Consider the following 20,923-nt stretch of genomic DNA (forward strand, 5'->3'; position numbering starts at 1 on the left):
ACTAGGAAAATGCCGGGACGTGTTCCGCTCCGGCATTTTTACCGGTGTTAACGATATTTTACAGCAACTTCTTTGGCTACTTTCTCGATAACGTCTGTTACGCTGTTGTCCAGTTTTCCGGCACGCAAAGCAGCAAGTGCTTCTTTATATTGTCCAGCCAATACGGTGGTGAAATCCTTTTCGAATTCCTTCACACGTGCTACGTCTACGGTATCCAGCAAGCCTTTGGTGGAAGCGTAAACAGTCGCTACCTGCAATTCAACAGGAACCGGCGCGTATTGTGCTTGTTTCAAAACTTCCTGGTTGCGGCGTCCCCGGTCGATCGCCAGCTTTGTAGCGGCATCGAGGTCGGAACCGAATTTCGCAAATGCTTCCAGTTCGCGGAACTGCGCCTGATCGAGTTTCAGGGTACCCGAAACTTTCTTCATCGATTTGATCTGCGCGTTACCACCCACACGGGATACCGAGATACCTACGTTGATCGCAGGACGGATACCCGAGTTGAACAGGTTGGATTCAAGGAAGATCTGACCGTCGGTGATCGAGATTACGTTCGTAGGAATGTAAGCCGAAACGTCACCAGCCTGTGTTTCGATGATCGGAAGGGCTGTCAGTGAACCACCACCTTTTACTTTACCTTTCAGTGAAGGCGGAAGGTCGTTCATGTTGGCAGCGATGGTATCATCAGCGATGATTTTCGCAGCACGTTCCAAAAGACGGCTGTGGAGGTAGAATACGTCACCTGGGTAAGCTTCGCGGCCAGGAGGACGACGGAGTAGCAGGGACACCTCACGGTAAGATACCGCTTGTTTCGAAAGGTCATCGTAGATTACGAGAGCAGGACGGCCGGTGTCGCGGAAGTATTCACCGATCGCAGCACCTGTAAATGGTGCGTAGAATTGCATCGGAGAAGGATCGGAAGCACCAGCTGCCACGATTACCGTGTAATCCATCGCGCCGTATCTGCGAAGGGTAGCTTCGATCGACTTGATAGTCGAAGCTTTCTGTCCGCAGGCAACGTAGATACAAAATACGGGCTCTCCCTTGTCGTAGAACTCCTTCTGGTTAATAATTGTATCGATCGCAACCGCAGTTTTACCTGTCTGGCGGTCACCGATGATCAATTCGCGCTGTCCGCGTCCGATGGGGATCATGGCGTCGATCGCTTTGATACCCGTTTGAAGCGGCTCAGTTACCGGCTGGCGATAGATAACACCCGGAGCTTTGCGCTCGATAGGCATTTCAAACGTCTCACCCGTAATTGGTCCGTTTCCGTCGATCGGCTCAGCCAGAGTGTTAACCACACGGCCGATGATTCCGTCACCCACTTTCACGGAAGCGATTTCTTTGGTACGTTTTACAGTAGCACCTTCTTTGATGTCACTGAAATCCCCTAGTAATACGGCTCCCACATTGTCTTCCTCGAGGTTAAGAGCGAGGGCCTTAAGGCCGTTCTCGAAAACAAGCAGCTCACCTGCCTGTACCTGGGAAAGACCATAAATGCGGGCAACACCGTCACCAACCTGAAGGACTGTTCCTACTTCTTCGAGTTCTGCTTCTGATCGAGCGCCTGCAAGTTGTTCGCGCAGGATGGCCGAAACTTCATCCGGTCTAACAGATACCATAGTATAATTGACTTATTTAGAGTATAGTAGTAAGTTTTCTGAAAACTGCCGCAAAGGTAGAGTTTTATTTTGGTAAAAACAGAATGATTTAACTAAAACCTGTGATATAAAATTAGATTTTTCCAAGGATATGGGCGGAAGTGTACTGCCGGAGGCAAATTTACCGTTTATCAGCTTCTAATAACATTTTTAAAACTTTTTTAGGTACTGATTGTGTTTTTGTTGTAATTGAGATCGTTAATACCTCTTATATATTAAATTCTAATCTTTTCGACCGTCTTTCAGTATAATGTACAAATTAGAAAAAACCGTTTTAGCAGCCCTGGCATTTGGAGTATTGGTAACCGCGGAAAGCACAGCACAGACTATCAAGAAAACTACTAAACCCGCTGCAACTGTAAAGAAATCAGCGGCAACACCTGCAAAAACATTAGCAGCTCCTGCAACATTGAAAACAAGCGCCGACTCTTTGTCAGCAGCCATTGGAGTTAGCTTCGCAAATTCGCTATCGTCACAAGGTATCAGCGATATCAACAGCGAGTTGCTTACACAAACCGTTAAAGCAGCTCTTAAAGGTGAAAAAACGGCTTTTTCGGCGGATGAAGCCAATTTGTTTATACAAGGTTACTTCACCAAGATGATGGAAGAAAAAGGAGCGGTTGTGCGCAAGGAAGGGGAGAAGTTTTTGGAAGAAAACAAGAAGAAGCAAGGCGTGGTGACTACCGAGAGCGGCTTGCAATACCAGATCATCAAAACAGGCGACGGTCCAAAACCGGCGGCGACTGATAAGGTTAAGACACACTATCATGGCACATTGACCAATGGAACGGTTTTTGACAGCTCGGTCGACAGAGGCGAGCCGGTTGAGTTTCCGGTCAATGGCGTGATTAAAGGATGGACCGAAGCGCTTCAGTTAATGCCTGTCGGATCGAAATGGAAGCTTTTCATTCCATATCAGCTGGCTTACGGTGAGCGTGCGGCAGGTCCTCAGATACCGGCTTATTCAGCCCTCGTATTTGAGGTTGAATTATTGGAAATCGTAAAATAGCAAACGTGCAAATGAAAAAGTATCTTATCACTCTTATTCCGGTTGTGTTGCTGGGTTGGCAGCGGGGCCCTGTTCAGGAACGAGTGGGGGTGACGGCACCAGCAGCCGCCTCCATGGATGAAGATATCAAGCCGATTCCGGCGCAATACAAGGCGGAGGAGCTTACTACCAGGATCTTATCCAGTTATCATTATAGAAAAACAAAGCTGAACGATTCCCTTTCGGCAGCGATGTTTGATAAATACCTGGATGCGATAGACCACGGAAAACTTTACTACCTGGCTACCGATGTCGCGGAATTCGAGCAGTATAAGAACTCTTTCGACGACTATTTGCAGAAAAGGGAGCTGGATGTTCCTTTCCAGATCTATAATGTCTTCAGAAAGCGCTACAAAGAAAGAAGCGAGTACATTCAGACGTTGCTGAAAGAATCGAAGCCTTTCGATTTCACACAGGACGAGTCGATGAATACCGACCGCGAAAAAGCGGCTTGGGCCAAAAACACCGACGAACTGAACGACACGTGGCGGAAATACCTGAAAAGCGAGGCATTAGACCTCAAACTGTCGGGTAAAGCGGACACAGCAGTGGTAAGTACCCTGCGCGACCGCTACAAAAGCCGCGACCGTGCACTGGGACGCATCCGTACCGAACAAGTTTTCCAGATGTTCATGAATGCGTATGCAGAGTCACTCGACCCGCATACGAGCTACATGGCGCCTACTTCGGCTGACCGTTTCAAACAGGAAATGAGCCAGTCGCTGGAAGGTATCGGTGCATTGCTTCGTGAGGAAGATAATTATATCAAAATTGTAGAGGTCATCCCCGGTGGACCTGCATTCAAAGGCAAGCAACTTAAAAAGGAAGATAAAATCGTAGCGGTAGCACAGGGAGACGAAGGCAAGTTTGTGGACATCGTCGGCTGGTTTGTGGATGACGCCGTGAAACTGATCAAAGGCCCGAAATCTACTGTGGTGCGCTTGCAGATCATCTCTGCCGACGCATTGCCGGGCTCGGCTCCGAAGGAATATCGCCTTGTTCGCGAGAAGATCAAGCTGGAAGAGCAGCGTGCGAAGAGCGAGATCGTCTCTATTAACAATGGTAATAAGGACTATAAAATAGGGGTGATCGATATACCGCTATTCTACCGCGACTTCGAAGGTGCGCAACACCGCGAGAAAGAATTTTCAAGTACAACCCGCGATGTTCAGAAACTGATTACCGACTTGCAAGCTGCGAACGTGGATGGTGTCGTGATCGACCTTCGTAATAACGGTGGTGGTTCGCTGACGGAGGCCGTTTCACTGACCGGCTTGTTCATCAACCGCGGACCGGTAGTTCAGGTGAAAGAAAGCCAGGGCGAAATAGAAGTACAATCGGACAACGACCCTGCAATTGCCTATGATGGGCCGCTGGCTGTAATGGTCAACCGTTTCAGCGCATCAGCTTCCGAAATCTTCGCGGCTGCTATCCAGGATTACAAGCGCGGTTTGATCGTGGGTGAGCAAACTTATGGTAAAGGAACCGTTCAAACGCTGATCGACCTGAATCAATGGGTGCCAAAAGAGCAAGACCAGCTCGGCCAGGTGAAACTGACCGTTGCGAAATTCTATCGCATTAACGGCAGCAGCACACAGTTGAAAGGTGTGACACCCGATTTGGAACTGCCTACCGCATTTAAAGTAAATGAATATGGCGAAGGCTCGCAGCCAAGCGCATTGCCGTGGGATCAAATCCCTTCCTCGCGTTATGAGGTTACCAGCAATATCAATCCTAAAATCGTAGATCAAATCCGCGATAAGCACAAACACCGTCTCAAATCCGACGAGGAGCTGAAAACGCTTGTAAAAACGCTGGACGATTTCAAGCAGGCGCGTGAGAACAAGGTGGTGTCCTTGCAGGAATCTAAACGGAAAGCAGAGCGCGACGAAGCTGAGAAAAAGCGCGCGGCGATGAAGCAGCTTGGCGAGGACAATGTCGACGGTGACGACGAAGAGGAAACCGATTCAAAAGTTGCCGAGGCGCCCAAAGACGTGAAGAAGAAAAAGGATATCTATCTCACTGAAACCGGCCGTATTCTGGCAGACCTGATCGTAATCTCGAAAGAGCCGAGTCTGGCTGGGACTAAGAAGAAGTAGTTATCTAAACAAGGATATGCAAAGAGAGCACCGATCGCGAGGTCGGTGCTCTCTTTGCATAATCGTAGGTTGATGGTTATTCCCAGCCGCCACCCAACGCCCGGTACAACTCAACCAATGCAAGAAACTGTTCTTTCTGCACATTGGTTAGGTTAAGTTCCTCCTGCAAAACACCCCGTTGCGCGGTGATTACTTCGAGGTACGAAGCGTAGCCGGTCAAAAACAGGTCCTTGGAGGTTGCTACGGCTTGTTGCAGGACTTCTACCTCCTGTTTTTTCAGATCGCCGATCTGGCGCGTATTTTCCAGCTTTTTGAGGCTTGTACTGACCTCCCTGAACCCGTTCAAAACTGATTTATTGTAAGCATATAGTGCTTCCAGGCTCGCGGCTTCTGCACGTTTCTGGTTTGCTTTCAATGCTTTCCGGTTCACGAGCGGGGCTGTAAGGCCGCCAAGCGCGTTATATGCGAGTGAGCCCGACGAGAAGAGCAGGTTGCTTTTAAAGGCATTAAATCCCAGGAATGCCGTGATATTCAACGAAGGCAGAAATGCCAGTTGTGCGGCCTGTTGTTCGGAATAATTAGCGAGCAAGTCCAGTTGGGCCTGCTGGATGTCGGGTCTTCTGCGAAGCATTTGCACAGGTACGCCGACGCTGATAACCTGCGGCATTGCCTGTTCCAACGTAGTACCTCTTGCAATGGAGCCAGGGAAACGGCCTGTGAGGAGGTTTACATTGTTCTCGATTTCAATGACTTTCTGCTGTACTTCAAATTCGAGGCTGCGGGTGTTGAGCAACTGAGCTGTGAGCTGCCGCACGCCGAGTTCGTTGGCGCGGCCTGCCTCCTTTTGTATTTTAATCGTTTCCACCGCCGATTCCTGCAATGCGATGTTTTTCCGGATAATGTCGAGCTCGGTGTCGAGCGCCAAAAGTTCGTAATAGGAACGTGCTATTTCGGCGATGAGGCCGGTGATGATCGCCTGACGACCTTTTTCGCTCGCCAAAAAGCGGGTGTAAGCAGCCTTTTTCTGATTTTTAAGTTTACCCCAAATATCTATTTCCCAAGAACTGCGCAGGCCGACGAAGTAATCGGGCATAAAAGGGGCGGGAAGGCGGCGATCTTCGTCGATGTTTCCTGAGAAGTTGGTATCGTAGTTACCCACGCCGTCCATCGTGTAATCACCGAATTTGCGGCCGCCACCGGACACATCGCCTGACACGACGGGCAGCATGGCCCCGTGAGCGGCCATGATATTGGTCCGGGCCATTTCGATACGCTGAACGGCCATTTTCAGGTCGAGGTTGTTCTGCAATGCTGTGTCGATCAGCGCGACGAGGTACCGGTCGTTGAAGAAGCTTTTCCATTGCAGCGACCCGATACCAGCGGAATCGGCCTGGCCTGCGAATGTTGCCGGGGTTTTGATTTGCGCACGCTGCTCCACGGGCTGCATCATTTTACAGCCTGATACCGAGATCAGCATTGCGGCAAACAGCAGGCCGGAAGCGTACTTTTTATGTCTTTTCATCAATATAAAATCTGATTTGAAAGGCCGCGGGGACTCGCCCCGCGGCCGAAACTGGATTCGAGGGGGCTTAATGCAGCAATGCTTCTTCCGTAGCCACTACCGGAGGATGTGTTTTTTTCTTTTTGACCATGCTCGCAAATAAGACGTACAGGCCAGGAATAATGATCACCCCGAAAATGGTACCAATGAGCATCCCGCCCGCCGCCGCGGCGCCGATCGACCGGTTGCCGATCGCCCCGGCACCGGATGCCATTACCAGTGGGATAAGTCCCGCGACAAATGCGAATGAAGTCATCAAAATCGGGCGGAGACGCTCAGTGGCGCCTTCCAGCACGGCTTCAATGACGGTACGGCCTTCTTTTTGGCGGATAATGGCATATTCCACGATCAGGATCGCGTTTTTACCCAAAAGACCGATGAGCATGACGAGCGAAACCTGTGCGTAAATGTTGTTTTCCAGTCCCATTAACTTCAATGCAAGGAATGCCCCGAAAACACCGGTAGGCAGCGAAAGGATTACCGGTAACGGCAGCAGGAAGCTTTCATACTGCGCCGCAAGCAGCAGGTACACGAACACCAGACAGATCCCGAATATGAAAATGGCCTGGTTTCCTGAAAGGATCTCCTCACGCGTCATACCCGACCAGTCGTAGGTGTAGCCTTTCGGCAAGCTCGTTGCGGCCACGCGTTCGACGGCCTTGATTGCGTCTCCGCTGCTGTAACCAGGGGCCGCGTCGCCATTGACCATCGCTGACGTATACATATTATAGCGCGTCAGCAATTCGGGGCCGTACACCCTTTCAAGTTTGATAAAAGTCGAGAACGGCACCATTTCGCCCCGGTTGTTTTTGACATACAATTTGAGAATGTCCTCGGGGTTCTTGCGGAAGCTGGCATCCGCCTGCACCATTACCTTGTACATCTGCCCGAAACGGATGAAGTTGGAAGCGTAATAGCTACCGATCATGGTTTGGAGCGTGCTCATCGCGATGTCGATCGATACTCCCTTTTTGGCGGCAATGTCCGAATCGACGTGGATCATATATTGAGGAAAACTCGCGTCGAAGCTGCTGAATGCAGCGGCGATCTCGGGTGTAGCCGTGAGGTCTTTGATAAATTGGTTGGTAACCGCGGCTGTTTTTTGCAGATCTTCATTACCTGAACGGTCCTGAACCCTTAGTTCGAAGCCACTGGAATTACCAAAGCCAGGCACGGTAGGAGGAGGGAAGAACTGGATTTCTGCATCGGTAATGTGCTTCGTTTTAGCCTCCATTTCCTTGATAATGTCCTGTACCGAAGCTTTCCGCTGGTCCCAGGGTTTCAGGTTGATCATCGCCATCCCGTACGACGAGCCCGCCGATTCGGTGAGCAAGCTGTAACCGGAAAGTGAAGAAACAGATTCTACCGGTTCGAGACTTTCAGCTACTTTTTGAATCTGATCCAATACGACTTCCGTCCTTTCGACAGTAGCACCTACCGGCGTGGTGACGTTCACGTTGATTACTCCCTGGTCTTCGGTTGGAATAAAGCCGCTTGGGAGAATGCTGTTAATACCAAAGGTGGCGACACAGAAGCCGATCAACAGTCCGATCGTAATCATTCTGCGGCTCACAATCGACGAAAGCAGTTTCCGATAACCGTTTTGCAAACCATCATAACCTTTGTTGAAACCATCAAAAAACCTTGTAAGCGGATTCTTCTTCACAGGCTGTCCGTGTGTGTTTTTCAACATCAACGCGCATAAAGCCGGCGTGAGCGTAAGCGCGTTGATACCCGAAATGACAATGGAAATAGCAAGGGTAATGGAAAACTGCCGGTAGAAAATCCCGACTGGCCCCGACATGAATGCAACCGGCACAAATACTGCCGACATGACCAGCGTGATCGCGATGATCGCGCCGCTCATTTCTTTCATCGATTCAATGGTTGCCGTTTTGGCGTCGAGATGCTTTTCGGCCATCTTGGCGTGCACCGCCTCGACGACCACAATCGCATTATCGACTACGATACCGATCGCCAGTACCAATGCGAAAAGCGTCAGCAGGTTGATGGAAAACCCGAACATTTGCATGAACGCAAACGTACCGACGAGCGCCACCGGCACCGCAAGGGCCGGAATAAGGGTAGAACGGAAGTCCTGCAAGAACAGGTAAACGATCAGGATCACGAGTATGAATGCCTCGATGAGCGTGCGGATTACCTCGTGAATGGAGGCGTCGAGGAAGCGGGAAACGTCGTAGGAAACGAAATAGTCCATTCCAGGTGGGAATGTGGTCGTTTTAAGCTCTGCAACTTTGGTTTTAATGTTCTGAATAACCTCCTGCGCATTGGAGCCGGGGCGCTGCTTGATCATGATCGAAGCGGAAGGCCGTCCGTTCGATTTGGAAGCCATATCGTATTCCAGCGTACCAAACTCGATCTTGGCGACGTCTTTCAGTTTCAGAATGGAGCCGTCGGGATTGGAGCGCAGCACGATGTTTTCGTATTGCGCGGGTTCGAAGAGCTTTCCGGTATATTTCAATACATATTGTAATACATTCTTTTCACGGCCAGAGCTGACGCCCGTCTTACCCGGCGCAGCGACCACGTTCTGGTCGCGAATGGCCTGGATTACCTCGTCTGCGGAGACGTTATAGCTGTTCATGCGGTCGGGTTGCAGCCATACGCGCATGGAGTAATCTTTGCTACCCATGATCTGCGCGCGGCCTACGCCGTCGATCCTTTTCAGCTCTTTCAGAATATTAATATCCGCGAAGTTGTACACGAAATCCTCGCCCACGGTAGAATCGGAGCTCATGATATCGAGGTACATAAGCATGCTGTTCACCTCTTTTTCGGTGGTTACACCGGCTTTGATCACCTCTTCCGGGAGCTCGTCGATAACAGTTTGTACCCGGTTTTGTACGTTCACCGCCGCGAGGTCGGGGTCTACGCCCACATTGAAGGAGATATTGATCGTCGTCACGCCATCGTTGCCGGAAACGCTCGTCATATAGGTCATGCCGGGCACCCCGTTGATCGCCTTTTCGAGCGGTACGGCCACGGCATCGACGCACACTTCCGCGTTGGCGCCGGTATAGGTAGCCGTTACGACAACCGACGGCGGAACAATGTCGGGAAATTGGGAAACAGGTAATTCCAGCACCGCCAGAACACCGAGCAGGGTAATAAATATGGAGATGACCAGCGATAAAACCGGTCGCTCAATGAATTTTTGAAACATGATCTACAATTCAGGTGATAGAAGAATGCTACCGCGCGGTAAGCTCGATTTTTTCGGCTGACACGGTGTCGGTAGATACCGTTTTCGGGTTAATCGTCACGCCGTCACGCAGGGATTGAAGCCCTTCGCAAACAATCGTTTCGCCTGATTCGAGACCTGATTTTACGACATAGAAAGTAGATAACCGTGATTGCGGCACAAAGCTGCGCGTCTTGATCTTGTTGTCCTTGCCAAGTACATACACGAAGTTTTTGTCCTGAATTTCGAAAGCGGCTTGTTGCGGAATGAGGATCGCATTGTCCACCGTGTTGGTAAGGCGGATCGTGCCCGTAGAGCCATGTTTCAGCAGTTTTTCAGGGTTTGAAAACCGTGCGCGGAAGGCAATGGAGCCGGTACCCTCGTCGAACGCACCTTCCATGGTCTCGATAATGCCTTTATGTTTGAAAAAGGAGCCGTCGGCCAGTTCCAGTTCTACCACGGCTTGTTTGGTCGCGGCCTTGTCACGGGCTTTGACGTATTCCAGGTATTCGTTTTCAGACACATTGAAATAGGCATAAACGGTTTTGATGTCCGACAGCGTGGTCAACAACGTGCCTTCGTCGATCAGGCTGCCCATTTTCGTAGGAAGGCGGTCGATCACGCCGTCGAATGGTGCTTTAATTACGGTGTGCGCCAGCTGTATGGCCGCATTCGATTTCTCGGATTTCGCTTCCTCAATTTTCGCATTAGCAGCAGCCAGTTTCGCCTGCGCTACTTCCAGCTCGCTTTTCGCCACGACATTCTTATCCACCAGCAGCTTTACGCGCTTTACTTCCAGCTCGGCGCCTTTTGCGTCGGCGATCGCGCTTTGCAGGTTGGCCTTCGCTTTGGCCAGCTGCGCTTCATATTCTTCATTATTAATGCGGAACAAAGTCTGTCCTTTTCTGACTTCCTTACCCTCGTCCACATACACTTCTTCGAGGTAACCCTTCACGCGGGCGTATATTTCCACGTTGCGCAGGGCGTGGATGTTGCCTACGTATTCGCGGTGTAGTTCGGTTTTCTGAGGCCTGAGTTCCGTTACGGGGATGGTCGGAATGCTGTCTTTTGTCTCCGATAAAGTTTCACTTTTCGAAGCGCAGCCGTAGGTAAAAATGCTGACAAGCAAAAGCAGCGGCCATTTTAGGTCTTTCATCATGATGCGTTTGTATAAATTGGTTGGTGCAAGGGAATAGGAATAGGCTTTTGGCCGCGCGGGAATACCGTGCAGCAAAAAGAATAGCATGAATGCCCGGAACGGCCAGTATATGCGCCAATGGGCACAACCAGACGGTCCGTCAGCTACGAAAATGTTGGATTAAAGAACGCTTGCGGCGAGTTCAAAAAGGGCAAAGGCGATGGAGGAAGCTGTAATAGTCGGGCAGCGTAATTTCTCCATTGCTAACGAAAAGCAGTTGAACAGACTCCCTAATAACTTTGGAAGGCCTGGTAATTTCGCACTGGGGTATTGCTTGCGAGATCAGCGTCAGGAAGCGGTAGGTAGAGTGCCGGCGGTTGAAAAGCTTGGAAAGAGATTCCTTCCATTTTGTTTCATCGGCCCTGACGATCGTCTCGTTTTGGCAGATTGTATCATCGATTAACACAATATCCTTGCTGCCGGGCCTTTCCTGAATTTCGAAGGGAGAGAAAGCCCCGGTTCCGATATCAATCTTGCACGCAATAGCCTTCTGTTGCCCCAGGAGCAATGAAACGGCGAATTGAGCGAGCCAGAAAAACAATACAAAAGTTCTTTTTGTCATGATGCTGATAAGGATCAGGTCATTGAAAATTCATACTTTTATAATGAATTCAAGAATGATTGGAACTATTGGAACGGAATTGTGATACAAACGGGCAATAATTCAAATATAACGTTTCAAATGTAGATTGCAAACCTCAGGCATTGTTAATGAACGTTAACGAGAAATATTTGACTGGTATTGAATGCGGAACGTTCATTTCTGTGACGGAACAGGCCATGGAAAGTAATTTTTGAACTTGTGTTTTTCCACTTAAACAGGGAACTTGACCTCCTGGAAACCGAAAGTGGAAAACGGTGTAACTTTTTGATAGAAAAGCGTATATTGACCAGGCTATTCGATTTTTCGCGAAACGCTCAATGCCCTAGACAATGGCTGTCACCCCTATTTACACCGAACATTTTGTACTGACCAAAATGACGGCCGGAGACGGCGACAAATATTTCAGACTGAGCAACAATGCCAATGTGATGAAATACGTTACGGGCTATTCGCTGAACCGCGAGGAGTCGGATAACATGCTCAAAAGTTTCCTGGAAGAATATGGTATGGACACGTATCTCGGGAGGTATCTTATCGAAGACAGGCATTCGGGGGAATTGATAGGGGCGGCCAAGCTGGATAGGGTAGGATCGGCGATAGAGATCGGCTACCGGGTCATGGAGGAGTTCTGGGGGAAGGGGGTAGCTACGGAAATTGCGACGGGGCTGATCAGGTTTTCCAAAAATGTGCTGCATGCCAGGGATGTGATCGCATTTGTGAATGTCAATAACATTGCCTCTATCCGCGTGTTGGAAAAGGCTGGAATGATCAATACCGAATTGATCGAAGATCTTGATGAAGTGAAGTACAGGTTCAATTATTCACCCAAAAACACCTTCCCTATGAAAAAAGTACTCTACATTATCCTGGGACTCGTTGCACTGGCCCTCATTGCCGCTTTCATTATGCCAAAAGACTACGCCGTCGAGCGTGAAATCGTCGTGAACAAACCCAAAGCGGAAGTTTTTGAATACCTGAAATCTTTAAAGAGCCAGAACGATTGGAGTGTTTGGGGACGTCGTGATCCCAACATGGTCAAAACCTTCTCGGGTAACGACGGTACCGTTGGCTTCGTGTCGATGTGGGAAGGGAATGACGAGGTCGGTAAAGGCGAGCAGGAAATTACCAAAATTGACGAAGGCCGGCGGATCGATACCCAGCTGCGTTTCCTGAAACCGTTTGAAAGTACCAGCGACGCTTATATGATCACGGAAGGGATCGATTCGACGTCCACCCGTGTTCGCTGGGGTTTTACCGGCAAAATGCCTATCCCGATGAACGTGATGCTCCCTTTCATGAATATGGAAGAATCAATCGGAAAGGATTTTCAGGACGGACTAACCAATCTCAAAGGAATACTGGAAAAGCAATGAGTGCCACCGACCCGCGCATTGACGCTTACATTGTCAAATCGGCCAGTTTTGCCATTCCCATACTCGAATACCTGCGCGCGCTCGTACATGAGGCATGCCCGGAAGCGAAGGAAACCATGAAATGGAGCTTCCCGCATTTCGAATACAAAGGTGCTATCCTGTGTAGCATGGCATCTTTTAAACAGCACTGTTCCTTCGGCTTCTGGCTGGAATCGAGGCTAAGCGACCCCCATAATTTACTCGCAGTCAACGGCGAGCGGGTTGGAATGGGAAGTCTTGGGAAAATTTCAAATATCGAAGACCTTCCGGCGGAGGAGCATTTGAGAGGGTTTATAGTAGAAGCAATGCACCTGATCGATAGCGGTGTAAAGCAGAAAAAGGATGATAAGCCAAAGGAAACGAAGGAATTGGTGGTTCCTACTTATGTTACCCAGGCATTAGAAGATAACGCGGCGGCAAAGAAGGTTTTTGAGGGATTCAGCTATTCCAATAAAAAAGAATATGTGGAATGGTTTGAGGATGCTAAAACCGAGGCCACGCGTGAAAAACGCATTGCGCAGGCGCTGGAATGGCTGGCAGAAGGGAAGGTACGGAACTGGAAGTACGTCAGATAATGCAAAAATCCCGGATCGCTCCGGGATTTTTGCATTTCACCATTTGGGTGTCCATTAAAACCTGCCATCCTCTCCCGCAATCGTGTATCTGAAAGTGTAGTAGCTTGATTCTTCCGTAGGCACATCTTCCGGCGCGCCTTTGTAGTAGCTGATTATTTCCAATTTGGCCACATTCCCGTTGGCAGTTCTGACCAAAAGTGTCCTTCCCGGAATCGGCAGGATAGCGTGGACGCTCATATCGTATTTGTACCAGCTATTGCCGCTTCCGCCCGGAATGGCGAAGCCAGCATCACCGTCGGTTTTGTAGCCATCTTTGGGTGCTTCGCTTACCTGGTCGAAGGGCTTTTCCAAAACGATAGCGCCGCCCTCGCCAGGGCCGCTGGTGCCGCTGTTGGTAGCAATGGTGGTTTTGCTGAATGCAATGTCCCAGTTTTTCGTCTTCGCATCGGTACCAGGCACTTCCTTTCCGGTAGCGAGGCTGAAATAGATGTAGGACTTGGTATTTGCATTCAGGTCTTTAATGACCGTGATTTCCGGCTTTGCCTGTGCCAGAATTTGTGCTCCTGTTTTTACAGGCGCGGTCTCCGGCATTGCGGCCAATGCAAAAATGGAAAGGATGATGGATTTCAATATCATATTCAGGCTCCCTTTTTAACCAGTTTGTATTCCAATTTCGGCTTCCCGCGCTCGCCGCCATCGCTGGAATGGAAGCTCACGAAACGAAGTTTGTAAATGTTGCCGGCCGGATCTTTGATGAGGTAGAAACGATCCGTTTTAACACCGATGGTGCCTTGCGTGACACGCCATTTTGAGCCAATGACATCCGCAGCTTTGCTGAATGTAATGCCGGTCAGATTACTTTCGGCAAATGCGTCGTAAGTTGCTGTGCTGGTGAGGACTTCCACAGCTTCCACACCCCCGAGATTGTTGGTGAACACCAGGTCGGAGAAGCCGTAAGGGATCAACCCGGAGCCGAAATTGGTGAAATACATGCTGTAACCCCATTTCAGGTCCCAGCGGTCTTTCGCAGGTTCTACGCCGACAGTCGCGCCTTTTTCAAGCGAAACAAAATCGAAGTTGTAAGCAGCATTTTTAGTGATATCCAGGGTTTTGAAGGTTGTTTCATTCACTTTGGCGTACTGCAATGTGTAACCGGTTCCCTTACGTAGAATGCGGATCTTGTATAAATCAGCCACCGGAAGGACGTCCATCGATCCGCCTTTTCGGTTAAGAATGTAAACTTTATTCTCAGCGTCGGTGGCCGAGACTGCCGCGATTACTGTTTTAGTGAGGTCTCCGGCAGCGTCGTCTACGAGGGAGAGTTTACCCACGCCCTGGCCGACAGCCAATGAATCCGGTTTGAAATCCTTGTCGGAAACCGCGTTAATGTCTGTCTTGTTAATCGCCAGTGCCGATGCACCATTCGTTGCATTGATGGTTACTCGGAAATCGGTACCATTGAAAAAGCCGAGATCCCAGCTGCTGCGGAGAACGGGCGTTTGCACGTTGGCGCTCAGGTCAAGGAATACCGAATTGGCGGCGCTGCTTCCGGGTTCGTTGCCGGCGATACCGTTCAGTTGAATGCTGGTACCATCGGAAATGATCGCTTTGAAGCTCAGTTTCAAAGCTGAGGTGGTGCCAACCAATACCGGCGCGCCTACCGAGGCAATTTTGAATGCAATGCTCTCGTCACCATCCAGCAAGACGCCCGTTTTCTTGCTTACTTTGAAAGAAACCGACGACTGCCCTGCGGGTACCGACAGTGTGATCGTGTTGTTTGCGGTAGCGGGAGCAGTGGTAAACTCCGTGTCGTAGGTAAGTTGTGTCGGGGTCAATGTCACTGAAACGGGCGTTGCTGCGTCCACAGCCCTCGTAAGCGTGATTTTAATCTCGGTTTCTTCCCCTTCAAAACCCTTGTCGGCGGCCTCGAAAGCCACCAGGTTATCCGGTAGTGGCGGCTCGTCGTCGCTGCAAGCGTTGAATGTTCCCAGAAATGCAACCAGTAATAGCGACCGGACTATTTTCTTCATAATGTATTGGAGTTATAATGAAAGGGTAATTGATTGTTAAAGCTTTGTCCATTGAAAAACGAGGCCGAGGAAATACGACCGACCGAATGACATCGGTACCGCGCCGCCCGTGCTATGTGCGCCGCCGGTGTCGGTTGAGGTGTTTTGCAGGTTGGTCACGTCGAAAAGGTTCTTAATCCCCCCCAGCAGATTGACGTACTGGCCCAGTGTCTTGCTAAACGTCAGGTCGGCCATGTGAAAGCCTTCGGTTTCGGCCAGATGGATATTGACCTGGTCGGCGGTCTCGTAGATGGGGCGCTTGCCGGAGAATTTGTAGAACAGGTTAATACTCGCACCCGCTTTTTTGAAAGTATAAAGCAGGTTTGCATTAATTTCCGTTGACCAGACAAACTCGGGCAGCGAGCCGAAATCTTGCGGCGATGCCGAAAATTCATTGTATCGGCCAATATAAGTTGCCCCGACTGTCGCTTGCAGGTTTTTCCAGAATAGCTTGTTATCGAACGAAAACCCTGTGGTCTTGAATAAATGGATATTCAGATAGGTTGTCTGCGTCCGGTCGTTCGGATCGATGGCGGTGTCGATCAGGTCGTGGAAAACATTGTAAAACCCGCCTAATGTGGAGTTAATGCGGAGCTCTTCGCGGCTGACGGCCTGCCAGACGAGGAAGGAGTTGAAACTGTTGGAGTATTCGGCTTTCAAGTTGACATTACCATTAATGGAATGTGATGCGTCATGAAAATCAAAATACAGCTCGCGTAGCGCAGGAGAGCGAAACCCGCGTGCATACCCGAAACGGAAATCCAGCGATTTGCTCAATGTAAGTTTACCGTTCAGCGACGGGATTACGGGCGGAGCATCATAAACCGAATTTTTCAGGAACCGTAAACCGGGTGTAAGTTTGAAAAACTGCCCGAAACGGATCTCAGGAGCTACAAACAGCGCATATTCATTAATGGTAGGCGTGCCATTGATGCGCGCGCCGGAGGCATTATTGTTCGAAAAATCGATTCCGGCTAATACCGAAAGATGATCGCCGGCTTTGTAAAAGGCCGTTCCACGGAAAAATGCAGTGGTAAAAATAGATTTGTCCTGCGAGCCGGGTTCGAGGGACAATGTACGCCGGCCGGTTGAATCGATCTTCGTGCTTAAAGTCCTGCGCGAATAGTCGGTATAGGAGCCGACAGCCGTAAGGCTCAATTTCTCATTGACCTTCCATTCCGACTGCACCTGATGGAGCCAGCGTTTGCTGATATATTCTTGATCACCAGCTTCTTTTAAGAGGTTTAAGTTGCCCAGGCTTGTGATGGTTTCGTCGGTGCCGTTGAAGCGATACCAGACGTTCCATTGCTTGCCTGTAAACCGGGTGCCCGCGGTGTAGAGCATCTGGTCTTTGGGCTTCCAGGCTTGGGCACGTCCTGTGGAGGCACCTTGCCACCCGCCAAAGTTATTTCGGGTTACATTGCCGGATAGCTGCAAATAGGCATTCTGCCAGGTGACGCCGACGCCTTGGTTATGAGTTCCTTTTTTGGTTAATGCGTTGTATTCATCGCCCGCTGTCTCTTCCTGTAACCGCGCATTCACGGTGATCGAAGAGCCGTCTTGCGCCTTTTTGGTGATGATATTGATCACTCCCGCCAATGCATCTGTTCCGTATATGACCGACATCGGGCCTTCGACGATTTCGATTTTTTCAATGGTGTTGATGTCCACCTGCCCCAGACTTTCGCGGCTATCGCCCCGGTCGGTGAGCGGAATTCCGTCGAGGAGGATTTTGATACCGCGGCCCGTGATGCCCATCAGTTGAATATCGCTGGTGCCAAGGGTTAGATCATTGGAAAAACGTATTCCAAGCTCGGTATTGAGGATAGTCTGCAAATTGGTCGCGCCTCGCAGGCGAATGCGCTCGCTGTCGATCGTGCGCACCTGGTACACCGAGTTTCGTAGCGATTGCGGTTCAGATTGCCCGGTAATTACGACCTCATTCAAAGATCGTGTTGTATCCGAGGCCTTTGTAGCTTCGACTTTGGACCTAGGAACGCCACTTCCCTCCTGAGCCATCAGACTACTGATTACCAGCAATATCAAAGTGACGGTAAAATAATATTTCACGGAGGATTAATTTAGACTAATTATAATCGCAAAGGAAAATATTATTTAGACTAATTACAATTACAATGAAATATTTTTTGTGAATAAGAAATTGATACTCCGAAACGGGGATTAGTAATGCGACAGATTGTTACTTGATCGTCGCTTGGAGATTGACCGTGACAATGTCTTTCAGTTTCCAGTCCTTTTCGCCGATTTTGTAATCGAGGCGGTTGATGTCGAAGGAACTTGTGAGGGAATAGCTGCCGTCGGCATTCTTTTTAGCATCGAAGGGAAGCGCGACGGTTTTGGAAACATCGCGCATCGTCAGGGTGCCGGTGGCCTGGTACTTATCGCCTTTCTTCTCGACTTTGGAAGATTTGAAATGGATATCGGGATATTTCTCGACCCAGAAATATTTGTCGCTCTTCAAATCTTTATCCCGCGAGTTGTTGTTGGTTTTGAACGTGCCAGCAGCAATTTTGACATCGAACGAAGCATTTTCCGGGTTTTTCTCATTGAAAACAGCCTCCCCGCGCGGCGCGTCGAATGTGCCGTTGCAGGTGCCGAGGATGAACTTCACGCTGAACTTGGTAGAACCGGAAACGATTTTGGTCGTTTGAGCGGAAACATGGCCGGCAAAAACCGTGGCCATGACGCATAATGTAAGTAGGAGTCGCATGTAAGTTTTAGTTTGGATGAATATCAGAGTTCTTCCAGCAAGGATTCGCCTTCTGAGCGGTCGCCGGAAGTCCATTGCCATTTTTCATGCATACGGATTTTACCGTTCGGAAGTTGCTCAGGCGTCGATTTACAAATGCCCGTCGTGATCTCGCCCTTGTCATTCACCTGGTGATAGCGCATATCCAGGTTTCCGTGCTCGTCTACGAGTGCGATCAGATGCCCGCTGCGAATGCGCCCGCCTGCGTACGTAGAGGTCACTATATTGCCCGATTGTTGATACACAAATTGCATGCCCAGATCTACCTCACCGTTTTCGGAATTGGACAATGGGACGAATACTTTGTTGTTATAATTGATCATAGGGAATTGCCGTCTTAATGCGCTAAATATAGGTATTAAGACGGCATTTCGATCAAAGAACGGAGGTGATCCACCATGTATTGCCACACGGGTCGGATACGCCGCAGCTCCGGCCATACTCCTGATCGGCGGGTGGCATAATGCTTGTGCCGCCGGATTTCAGGGCCTTCTCGTAGCTGGTGTCGGCATTCTCCACATAAACGAACAGGTTTGCGGGTTGCGCGGGCCATTCGGCGCGTGCATCGCAGAACATGATGACACTGCCGCTGATGGAAACTTCTGCATGTTTGATCATCTCGGGCGCATCTTCCTGATAGTGCGTGGCGGAGACTGTGCCATCAAATACTTTGGTCGTAAATTCTTTAAATCTGGCGGCGCCGTCCAGCATCAGATAAGGGATTACGGCCTGGTGGCCGTTTGGGATTTTTACGTTGCTCATGATTTTTGTTTTTGGTTTGAACAAAAGTAGCCGGGCTGCCGGCCCTGAAATTGGAAAAATACGACATCATGCATCGCGGTAACCTGTCCCTTCCGCGTTGCCGGAGAAATAGGTTTTTGGGTGCTCTCCGGAGAATGCCTTGAAGTCGTGAATAAAATGCGATTGGTCGTAATAGCCGCATTCGTAGGCGATTTCCGTGAGTGATTTTTCCTTATTGCCGTATTCATTAAGGGCGGAGTGGAACCGGATAATCCGGCTGAACAGCTTCGGATTGAAACCTGAGAATGCCAGAAATTTTCGTTCGAATTGCCGGGTAGACAGAAAACTTTGCGCCGCAAGCTCCGGGATTTTGGCCAGTCCGTTGGAACGGATCACGCTGCTGATCACCGAAAAAACCGCCGGTTCATGCACCTCGTGGCTGCGAATGCGTTTCCTCAGAAACTCTGCGACAATATGAACGCGCTCGGGATGATCGGTCGCGAGCATGACACGTTCTTCGAGTTCGATTCCCGCATTACCTAAGAACGTGGCAAGGTCGGGCATCTGATTGCTTAGTTCCGCCGCGGGGATGCCGAAAAGCGCTGGAATAGCGAAAGGGTAGAGGTATACCCCGAAGATCCCGAAATCCTCGCCAATCCGGAATCGCCGGAAGGATTGTGATTGCCCATGAATGCCCGAGCGGAAGGAAAGCTCCGACTGGTCGGTTTTCAAGAGTTCGTCGAAACGGCCTTTGAAATGAAATACCATTTCCGCGCATCCGTCGGCCATAGTCCGGTGGAAGTAGGCTTCGGCGTCGGCGAGGTCGTGTTCCAGGACCCAGAAGAAGCGGACGTACCGAGCAAGGTCGGCTGGCGGGAGTATTGTGAAATATTTCATGAACTAGCCTATTTAGTCTATCTGCTTTAAGGGCATTCTTTTATTATATTCTACGAAATTTATATTTTTGAAATCTCTTTAATACATTTGACCGGATATTTTGGCCGGTTTGAAACCCTGGCGGTTATCCTCCCGTTATAGTTGAAAATGTAACGGTATTCAATAAATAGTCGATTACCTACTCAGTTTCTTGCTATGAAATTAGTGCCCATAGAGAAGCGCACCGGACTTACGCGCGAAGAATTCATCGAGAATTACTTAAAACCAAGCCGCCCGGTGGTGTTTACCGACCTGGCGAAAGATTGGCCGGCGGTTCAGAAATGGACTTTCGAATGGCTTCGGGAAAACCACGGGAGCCTGGATGTTCCCCTGGTAGATAACCACATCCACGACGCCGACAAATATTTCCAGATTGCCAAAACGATGAAATTCGGCGATTACCTGAGCCTCATAGAAAAAGGCCCGACCGATCTCCGGATTTTCCTTTTCGACATTTTTAAAAAAATCCCTGAGCTCGCGGACGATATCCGTTTTCCGACGATCATGGATGGCTTTCTGAAATCTTACAAATTTGTATTTTTTGGCGGAGAAGGTTCGATTACGAACCTGCACTACGATATGGACTGCTCAAATGTGTTCCTGACGCAGTTCCAGACCCGCAAGCAGGTTATTTTATTCTCTCCCGAAGAAAGCCGCAGGCTTTACCACCACCCGTTCACTGTCATGAGCAAGGTGAACCCTCTTGATCCGGATTACGAGAAGTTCCCGGCATTGAAGGGCGCAACCGGTTACGAAACAATCCTCCATCACGGAGAGACGATCTTCATTCCTTCGCTCTGGTGGCATTATATCCGCTATGTGGATGGCGGTTTCAGCCTCGCATTGCGCGCGAACAATTCCATTTTCACGGCAGTCCGGGGTGGCATGAACCTGGTTCGTCATACTTTTGTAGATAAAAGCATGACTAAACTCCTCGGTATCGACTGGCAGCATTGGAAAGAAAAGAAAGCAGTCGAAAACGCACAGGAATTGGTGCAAAAGCAAGCATAAGGCAATAAGGCGCGGATCGACGCCCGGCGACGC

At 49.7% G+C, this 20,923-nt stretch carries 18 protein-coding genes; 5 read left to right on the forward strand and 13 right to left on the reverse strand.

Annotation, left to right across the window (positions count from 1 at the left end; translation table 11 throughout):
- Positions 1-47: 47 nt before the first annotated feature.
- Positions 48-1,625, reverse strand: a complete 1,578-nt coding sequence (atpA, locus tag ACTJJJ_RS13380) for a F0F1 ATP synthase subunit alpha (RefSeq protein ID WP_188934402.1) — start codon at positions 1,623-1,625, stop codon at positions 48-50.
- A gap of 261 nt (positions 1,626-1,886) precedes the next feature.
- Positions 1,887-2,108, reverse strand: a complete 222-nt coding sequence (locus ACTJJJ_RS13385; protein WP_440702047.1) for a hypothetical protein — start codon at positions 2,106-2,108, stop codon at positions 1,887-1,889.
- On the opposite strand from ACTJJJ_RS13385, the gene ACTJJJ_RS13390 reads away from it, so the two are divergent.
- Both ACTJJJ_RS13390 and ACTJJJ_RS13395 read left to right on the forward strand, forming a co-directional pair.
- Positions 2,095-2,673, forward strand: coding sequence for an FKBP-type peptidyl-prolyl cis-trans isomerase (locus tag ACTJJJ_RS13390; RefSeq protein ID WP_440702048.1), 579 nt, complete (start codon positions 2,095-2,097; stop codon positions 2,671-2,673). The two genes, ACTJJJ_RS13385 and ACTJJJ_RS13390, sit on opposite strands and share 14 nt — an antisense overlap.
- Before the next feature lie 11 nt (positions 2,674-2,684).
- Positions 2,685-4,811, forward strand: coding sequence for a carboxy terminal-processing peptidase (locus ACTJJJ_RS13395; RefSeq protein ID WP_188934398.1), 2,127 nt, complete (start codon positions 2,685-2,687; stop codon positions 4,809-4,811).
- A gap of 76 nt (positions 4,812-4,887) precedes the next feature.
- Here the strand turns inward: ACTJJJ_RS13395 and ACTJJJ_RS13400 are convergent, their stop codons facing one another.
- The 4 genes from ACTJJJ_RS13400 to ACTJJJ_RS13415 all read right to left on the reverse strand — a co-directional run bounded on the left by ACTJJJ_RS13400 (position 4,888) and on the right by ACTJJJ_RS13415 (position 11,334).
- The gene (locus ACTJJJ_RS13400; RefSeq protein WP_440702049.1) at positions 4,888-6,333 is read right to left on the reverse strand and encodes an efflux transporter outer membrane subunit; all 1,446 of its coding nucleotides are present in this window, start codon (positions 6,331-6,333) and stop codon (positions 4,888-4,890) included.
- 67 nt (positions 6,334-6,400) lie between these two features.
- The gene (locus ACTJJJ_RS13405) at positions 6,401-9,556 is read right to left on the reverse strand and encodes an efflux RND transporter permease subunit (RefSeq protein WP_440702050.1); all 3,156 of its coding nucleotides are present in this window, start codon (positions 9,554-9,556) and stop codon (positions 6,401-6,403) included.
- A gap of 28 nt (positions 9,557-9,584) precedes the next feature.
- Positions 9,585-10,730, reverse strand: a complete 1,146-nt coding sequence (locus ACTJJJ_RS13410; RefSeq protein ID WP_440702649.1) for an efflux RND transporter periplasmic adaptor subunit — start codon at positions 10,728-10,730, stop codon at positions 9,585-9,587.
- A gap of 184 nt (positions 10,731-10,914) precedes the next feature.
- Positions 10,915-11,334, reverse strand: coding sequence for a hypothetical protein (locus ACTJJJ_RS13415; RefSeq protein WP_188934392.1), 420 nt, complete (start codon positions 11,332-11,334; stop codon positions 10,915-10,917).
- Positions 11,335-11,705: 371 nt separating this feature from the next.
- On the opposite strand from ACTJJJ_RS13415, the gene ACTJJJ_RS13420 reads away from it, so the two are divergent.
- Entirely contained in the window at positions 11,706-12,749 is a 1,044-nt protein-coding gene (locus ACTJJJ_RS13420) for a GNAT family N-acetyltransferase (RefSeq protein WP_440702051.1), read from the forward strand.
- Positions 12,746-13,363 (forward strand): YdeI/OmpD-associated family protein, encoded by a 618-nt coding sequence (locus ACTJJJ_RS13425; protein WP_440702052.1) that lies wholly within the window; start codon positions 12,746-12,748, stop codon positions 13,361-13,363. The genes ACTJJJ_RS13420 and ACTJJJ_RS13425 overlap by 4 nt, the downstream gene beginning before the upstream one ends.
- 54 nt (positions 13,364-13,417) lie before the next feature.
- Here the strand turns inward: ACTJJJ_RS13425 and ACTJJJ_RS13430 are convergent, their stop codons facing one another.
- From ACTJJJ_RS13430 to ACTJJJ_RS13460, 7 genes are all read right to left on the reverse strand, one after another.
- Positions 13,418-13,999 (reverse strand): HmuY family protein, encoded by a 582-nt coding sequence (locus ACTJJJ_RS13430; RefSeq protein WP_440702053.1) that lies wholly within the window; start codon positions 13,997-13,999, stop codon positions 13,418-13,420.
- Between the two features lie 2 nt (positions 14,000-14,001).
- Positions 14,002-15,393 (reverse strand): HmuY family protein, encoded by a 1,392-nt coding sequence (locus ACTJJJ_RS13435; protein ID WP_440702054.1) that lies wholly within the window; start codon positions 15,391-15,393, stop codon positions 14,002-14,004.
- A 36-nt stretch (positions 15,394-15,429) separates the two neighbouring features.
- The gene (locus ACTJJJ_RS13440; protein ID WP_440702055.1) at positions 15,430-17,502 is read right to left on the reverse strand and encodes a TonB-dependent receptor plug domain-containing protein; all 2,073 of its coding nucleotides are present in this window, start codon (positions 17,500-17,502) and stop codon (positions 15,430-15,432) included.
- A 130-nt stretch (positions 17,503-17,632) separates the two neighbouring features.
- Positions 17,633-18,163: a YceI family protein gene (locus ACTJJJ_RS13445; protein WP_426292963.1), complete on the reverse strand. Its 531-nt coding sequence runs from the start codon at positions 18,161-18,163 to the stop codon at positions 17,633-17,635.
- Between the two features lie 23 nt (positions 18,164-18,186).
- Entirely contained in the window at positions 18,187-18,525 is a 339-nt protein-coding gene (locus tag ACTJJJ_RS13450) for a n-acetylglutamate synthase (protein WP_188934380.1), read from the reverse strand.
- 52 nt (positions 18,526-18,577) lie between these two features.
- Complete coding sequence (locus tag ACTJJJ_RS13455) at positions 18,578-18,964, reverse strand: VOC family protein (protein WP_440702056.1); 387 nt, start codon at positions 18,962-18,964, stop codon at positions 18,578-18,580.
- A gap of 66 nt (positions 18,965-19,030) precedes the next feature.
- On the reverse strand, positions 19,031-19,840 hold the full coding sequence (locus tag ACTJJJ_RS13460; RefSeq protein WP_188934376.1) for a helix-turn-helix domain-containing protein: 810 nt from the start codon (positions 19,838-19,840) through the stop codon (positions 19,031-19,033).
- Between the two features lie 195 nt (positions 19,841-20,035).
- Here ACTJJJ_RS13460 and ACTJJJ_RS13465 point away from each other — a divergent pair, with 195 nt between their 5' ends.
- Entirely contained in the window at positions 20,036-20,890 is an 855-nt protein-coding gene (locus ACTJJJ_RS13465; RefSeq protein ID WP_188934375.1) for a cupin-like domain-containing protein, read from the forward strand.
- Positions 20,891-20,923: the final 33 nt, after the last annotated feature.

This window comes from Dyadobacter sp. 22481 (assembly GCF_052044875.1).
GTDB classification, from domain to species: Bacteria; Bacteroidota; Bacteroidia; order Cytophagales; family Spirosomataceae; genus Dyadobacter; species Dyadobacter endophyticus.

What these genes read in the sequence shown, in the direction of transcription:
- ACTJJJ_RS13420 (WP_440702051.1), top strand. Translation starts at nt 11,706, where the DNA reads ATGGCTGTCACCCCTATTTACACCGAACATTTTGTACTGACCAAAATG.
- ACTJJJ_RS13405 (WP_440702050.1), bottom strand. Translation starts at nt 9,556, where the DNA reads ATGTTTCAAAAATTCATTGAGCGACCGGTTTTATCGCTGGTCATCTCC.
- ACTJJJ_RS13455 (WP_440702056.1), bottom strand. Translation starts at nt 18,964, where the DNA reads ATGAGCAACGTAAAAATCCCAAACGGCCACCAGGCCGTAATCCCTTAT.
- ACTJJJ_RS13425 (WP_440702052.1), top strand. Translation starts at nt 12,746, where the DNA reads ATGAGTGCCACCGACCCGCGCATTGACGCTTACATTGTCAAATCGGCC.
- ACTJJJ_RS13410 (WP_440702649.1), bottom strand. Translation starts at nt 10,730, where the DNA reads ATGAAAGACCTAAAATGGCCGCTGCTTTTGCTTGTCAGCATTTTTACC.
- ACTJJJ_RS13460 (WP_188934376.1), bottom strand. Translation starts at nt 19,840, where the DNA reads ATGAAATATTTCACAATACTCCCGCCAGCCGACCTTGCTCGGTACGTC.
- ACTJJJ_RS13430 (WP_440702053.1), bottom strand. Translation starts at nt 13,999, where the DNA reads ATGATATTGAAATCCATCATCCTTTCCATTTTTGCATTGGCCGCAATG.
- ACTJJJ_RS13450 (WP_188934380.1), bottom strand. Translation starts at nt 18,525, where the DNA reads ATGATCAATTATAACAACAAAGTATTCGTCCCATTGTCCAATTCCGAA.
- ACTJJJ_RS13465 (WP_188934375.1), top strand. Translation starts at nt 20,036, where the DNA reads ATGAAATTAGTGCCCATAGAGAAGCGCACCGGACTTACGCGCGAAGAA.
- ACTJJJ_RS13415 (WP_188934392.1), bottom strand. Translation starts at nt 11,334, where the DNA reads ATGACAAAAAGAACTTTTGTATTGTTTTTCTGGCTCGCTCAATTCGCC.
- atpA (WP_188934402.1), bottom strand. Translation starts at nt 1,625, where the DNA reads ATGGTATCTGTTAGACCGGATGAAGTTTCGGCCATCCTGCGCGAACAA.
- ACTJJJ_RS13385 (WP_440702047.1), bottom strand. Translation starts at nt 2,108, where the DNA reads ATGGCTGCTGACAAAGAGTCGGCGCTTGTTTTCAATGTTGCAGGAGCT.
- ACTJJJ_RS13395 (WP_188934398.1), top strand. Translation starts at nt 2,685, where the DNA reads ATGAAAAAGTATCTTATCACTCTTATTCCGGTTGTGTTGCTGGGTTGG.
- ACTJJJ_RS13400 (WP_440702049.1), bottom strand. Translation starts at nt 6,333, where the DNA reads ATGAAAAGACATAAAAAGTACGCTTCCGGCCTGCTGTTTGCCGCAATG.
- ACTJJJ_RS13445 (WP_426292963.1), bottom strand. Translation starts at nt 18,163, where the DNA reads ATGCGACTCCTACTTACATTATGCGTCATGGCCACGGTTTTTGCCGGC.
- ACTJJJ_RS13435 (WP_440702054.1), bottom strand. Translation starts at nt 15,393, where the DNA reads ATGAAGAAAATAGTCCGGTCGCTATTACTGGTTGCATTTCTGGGAACA.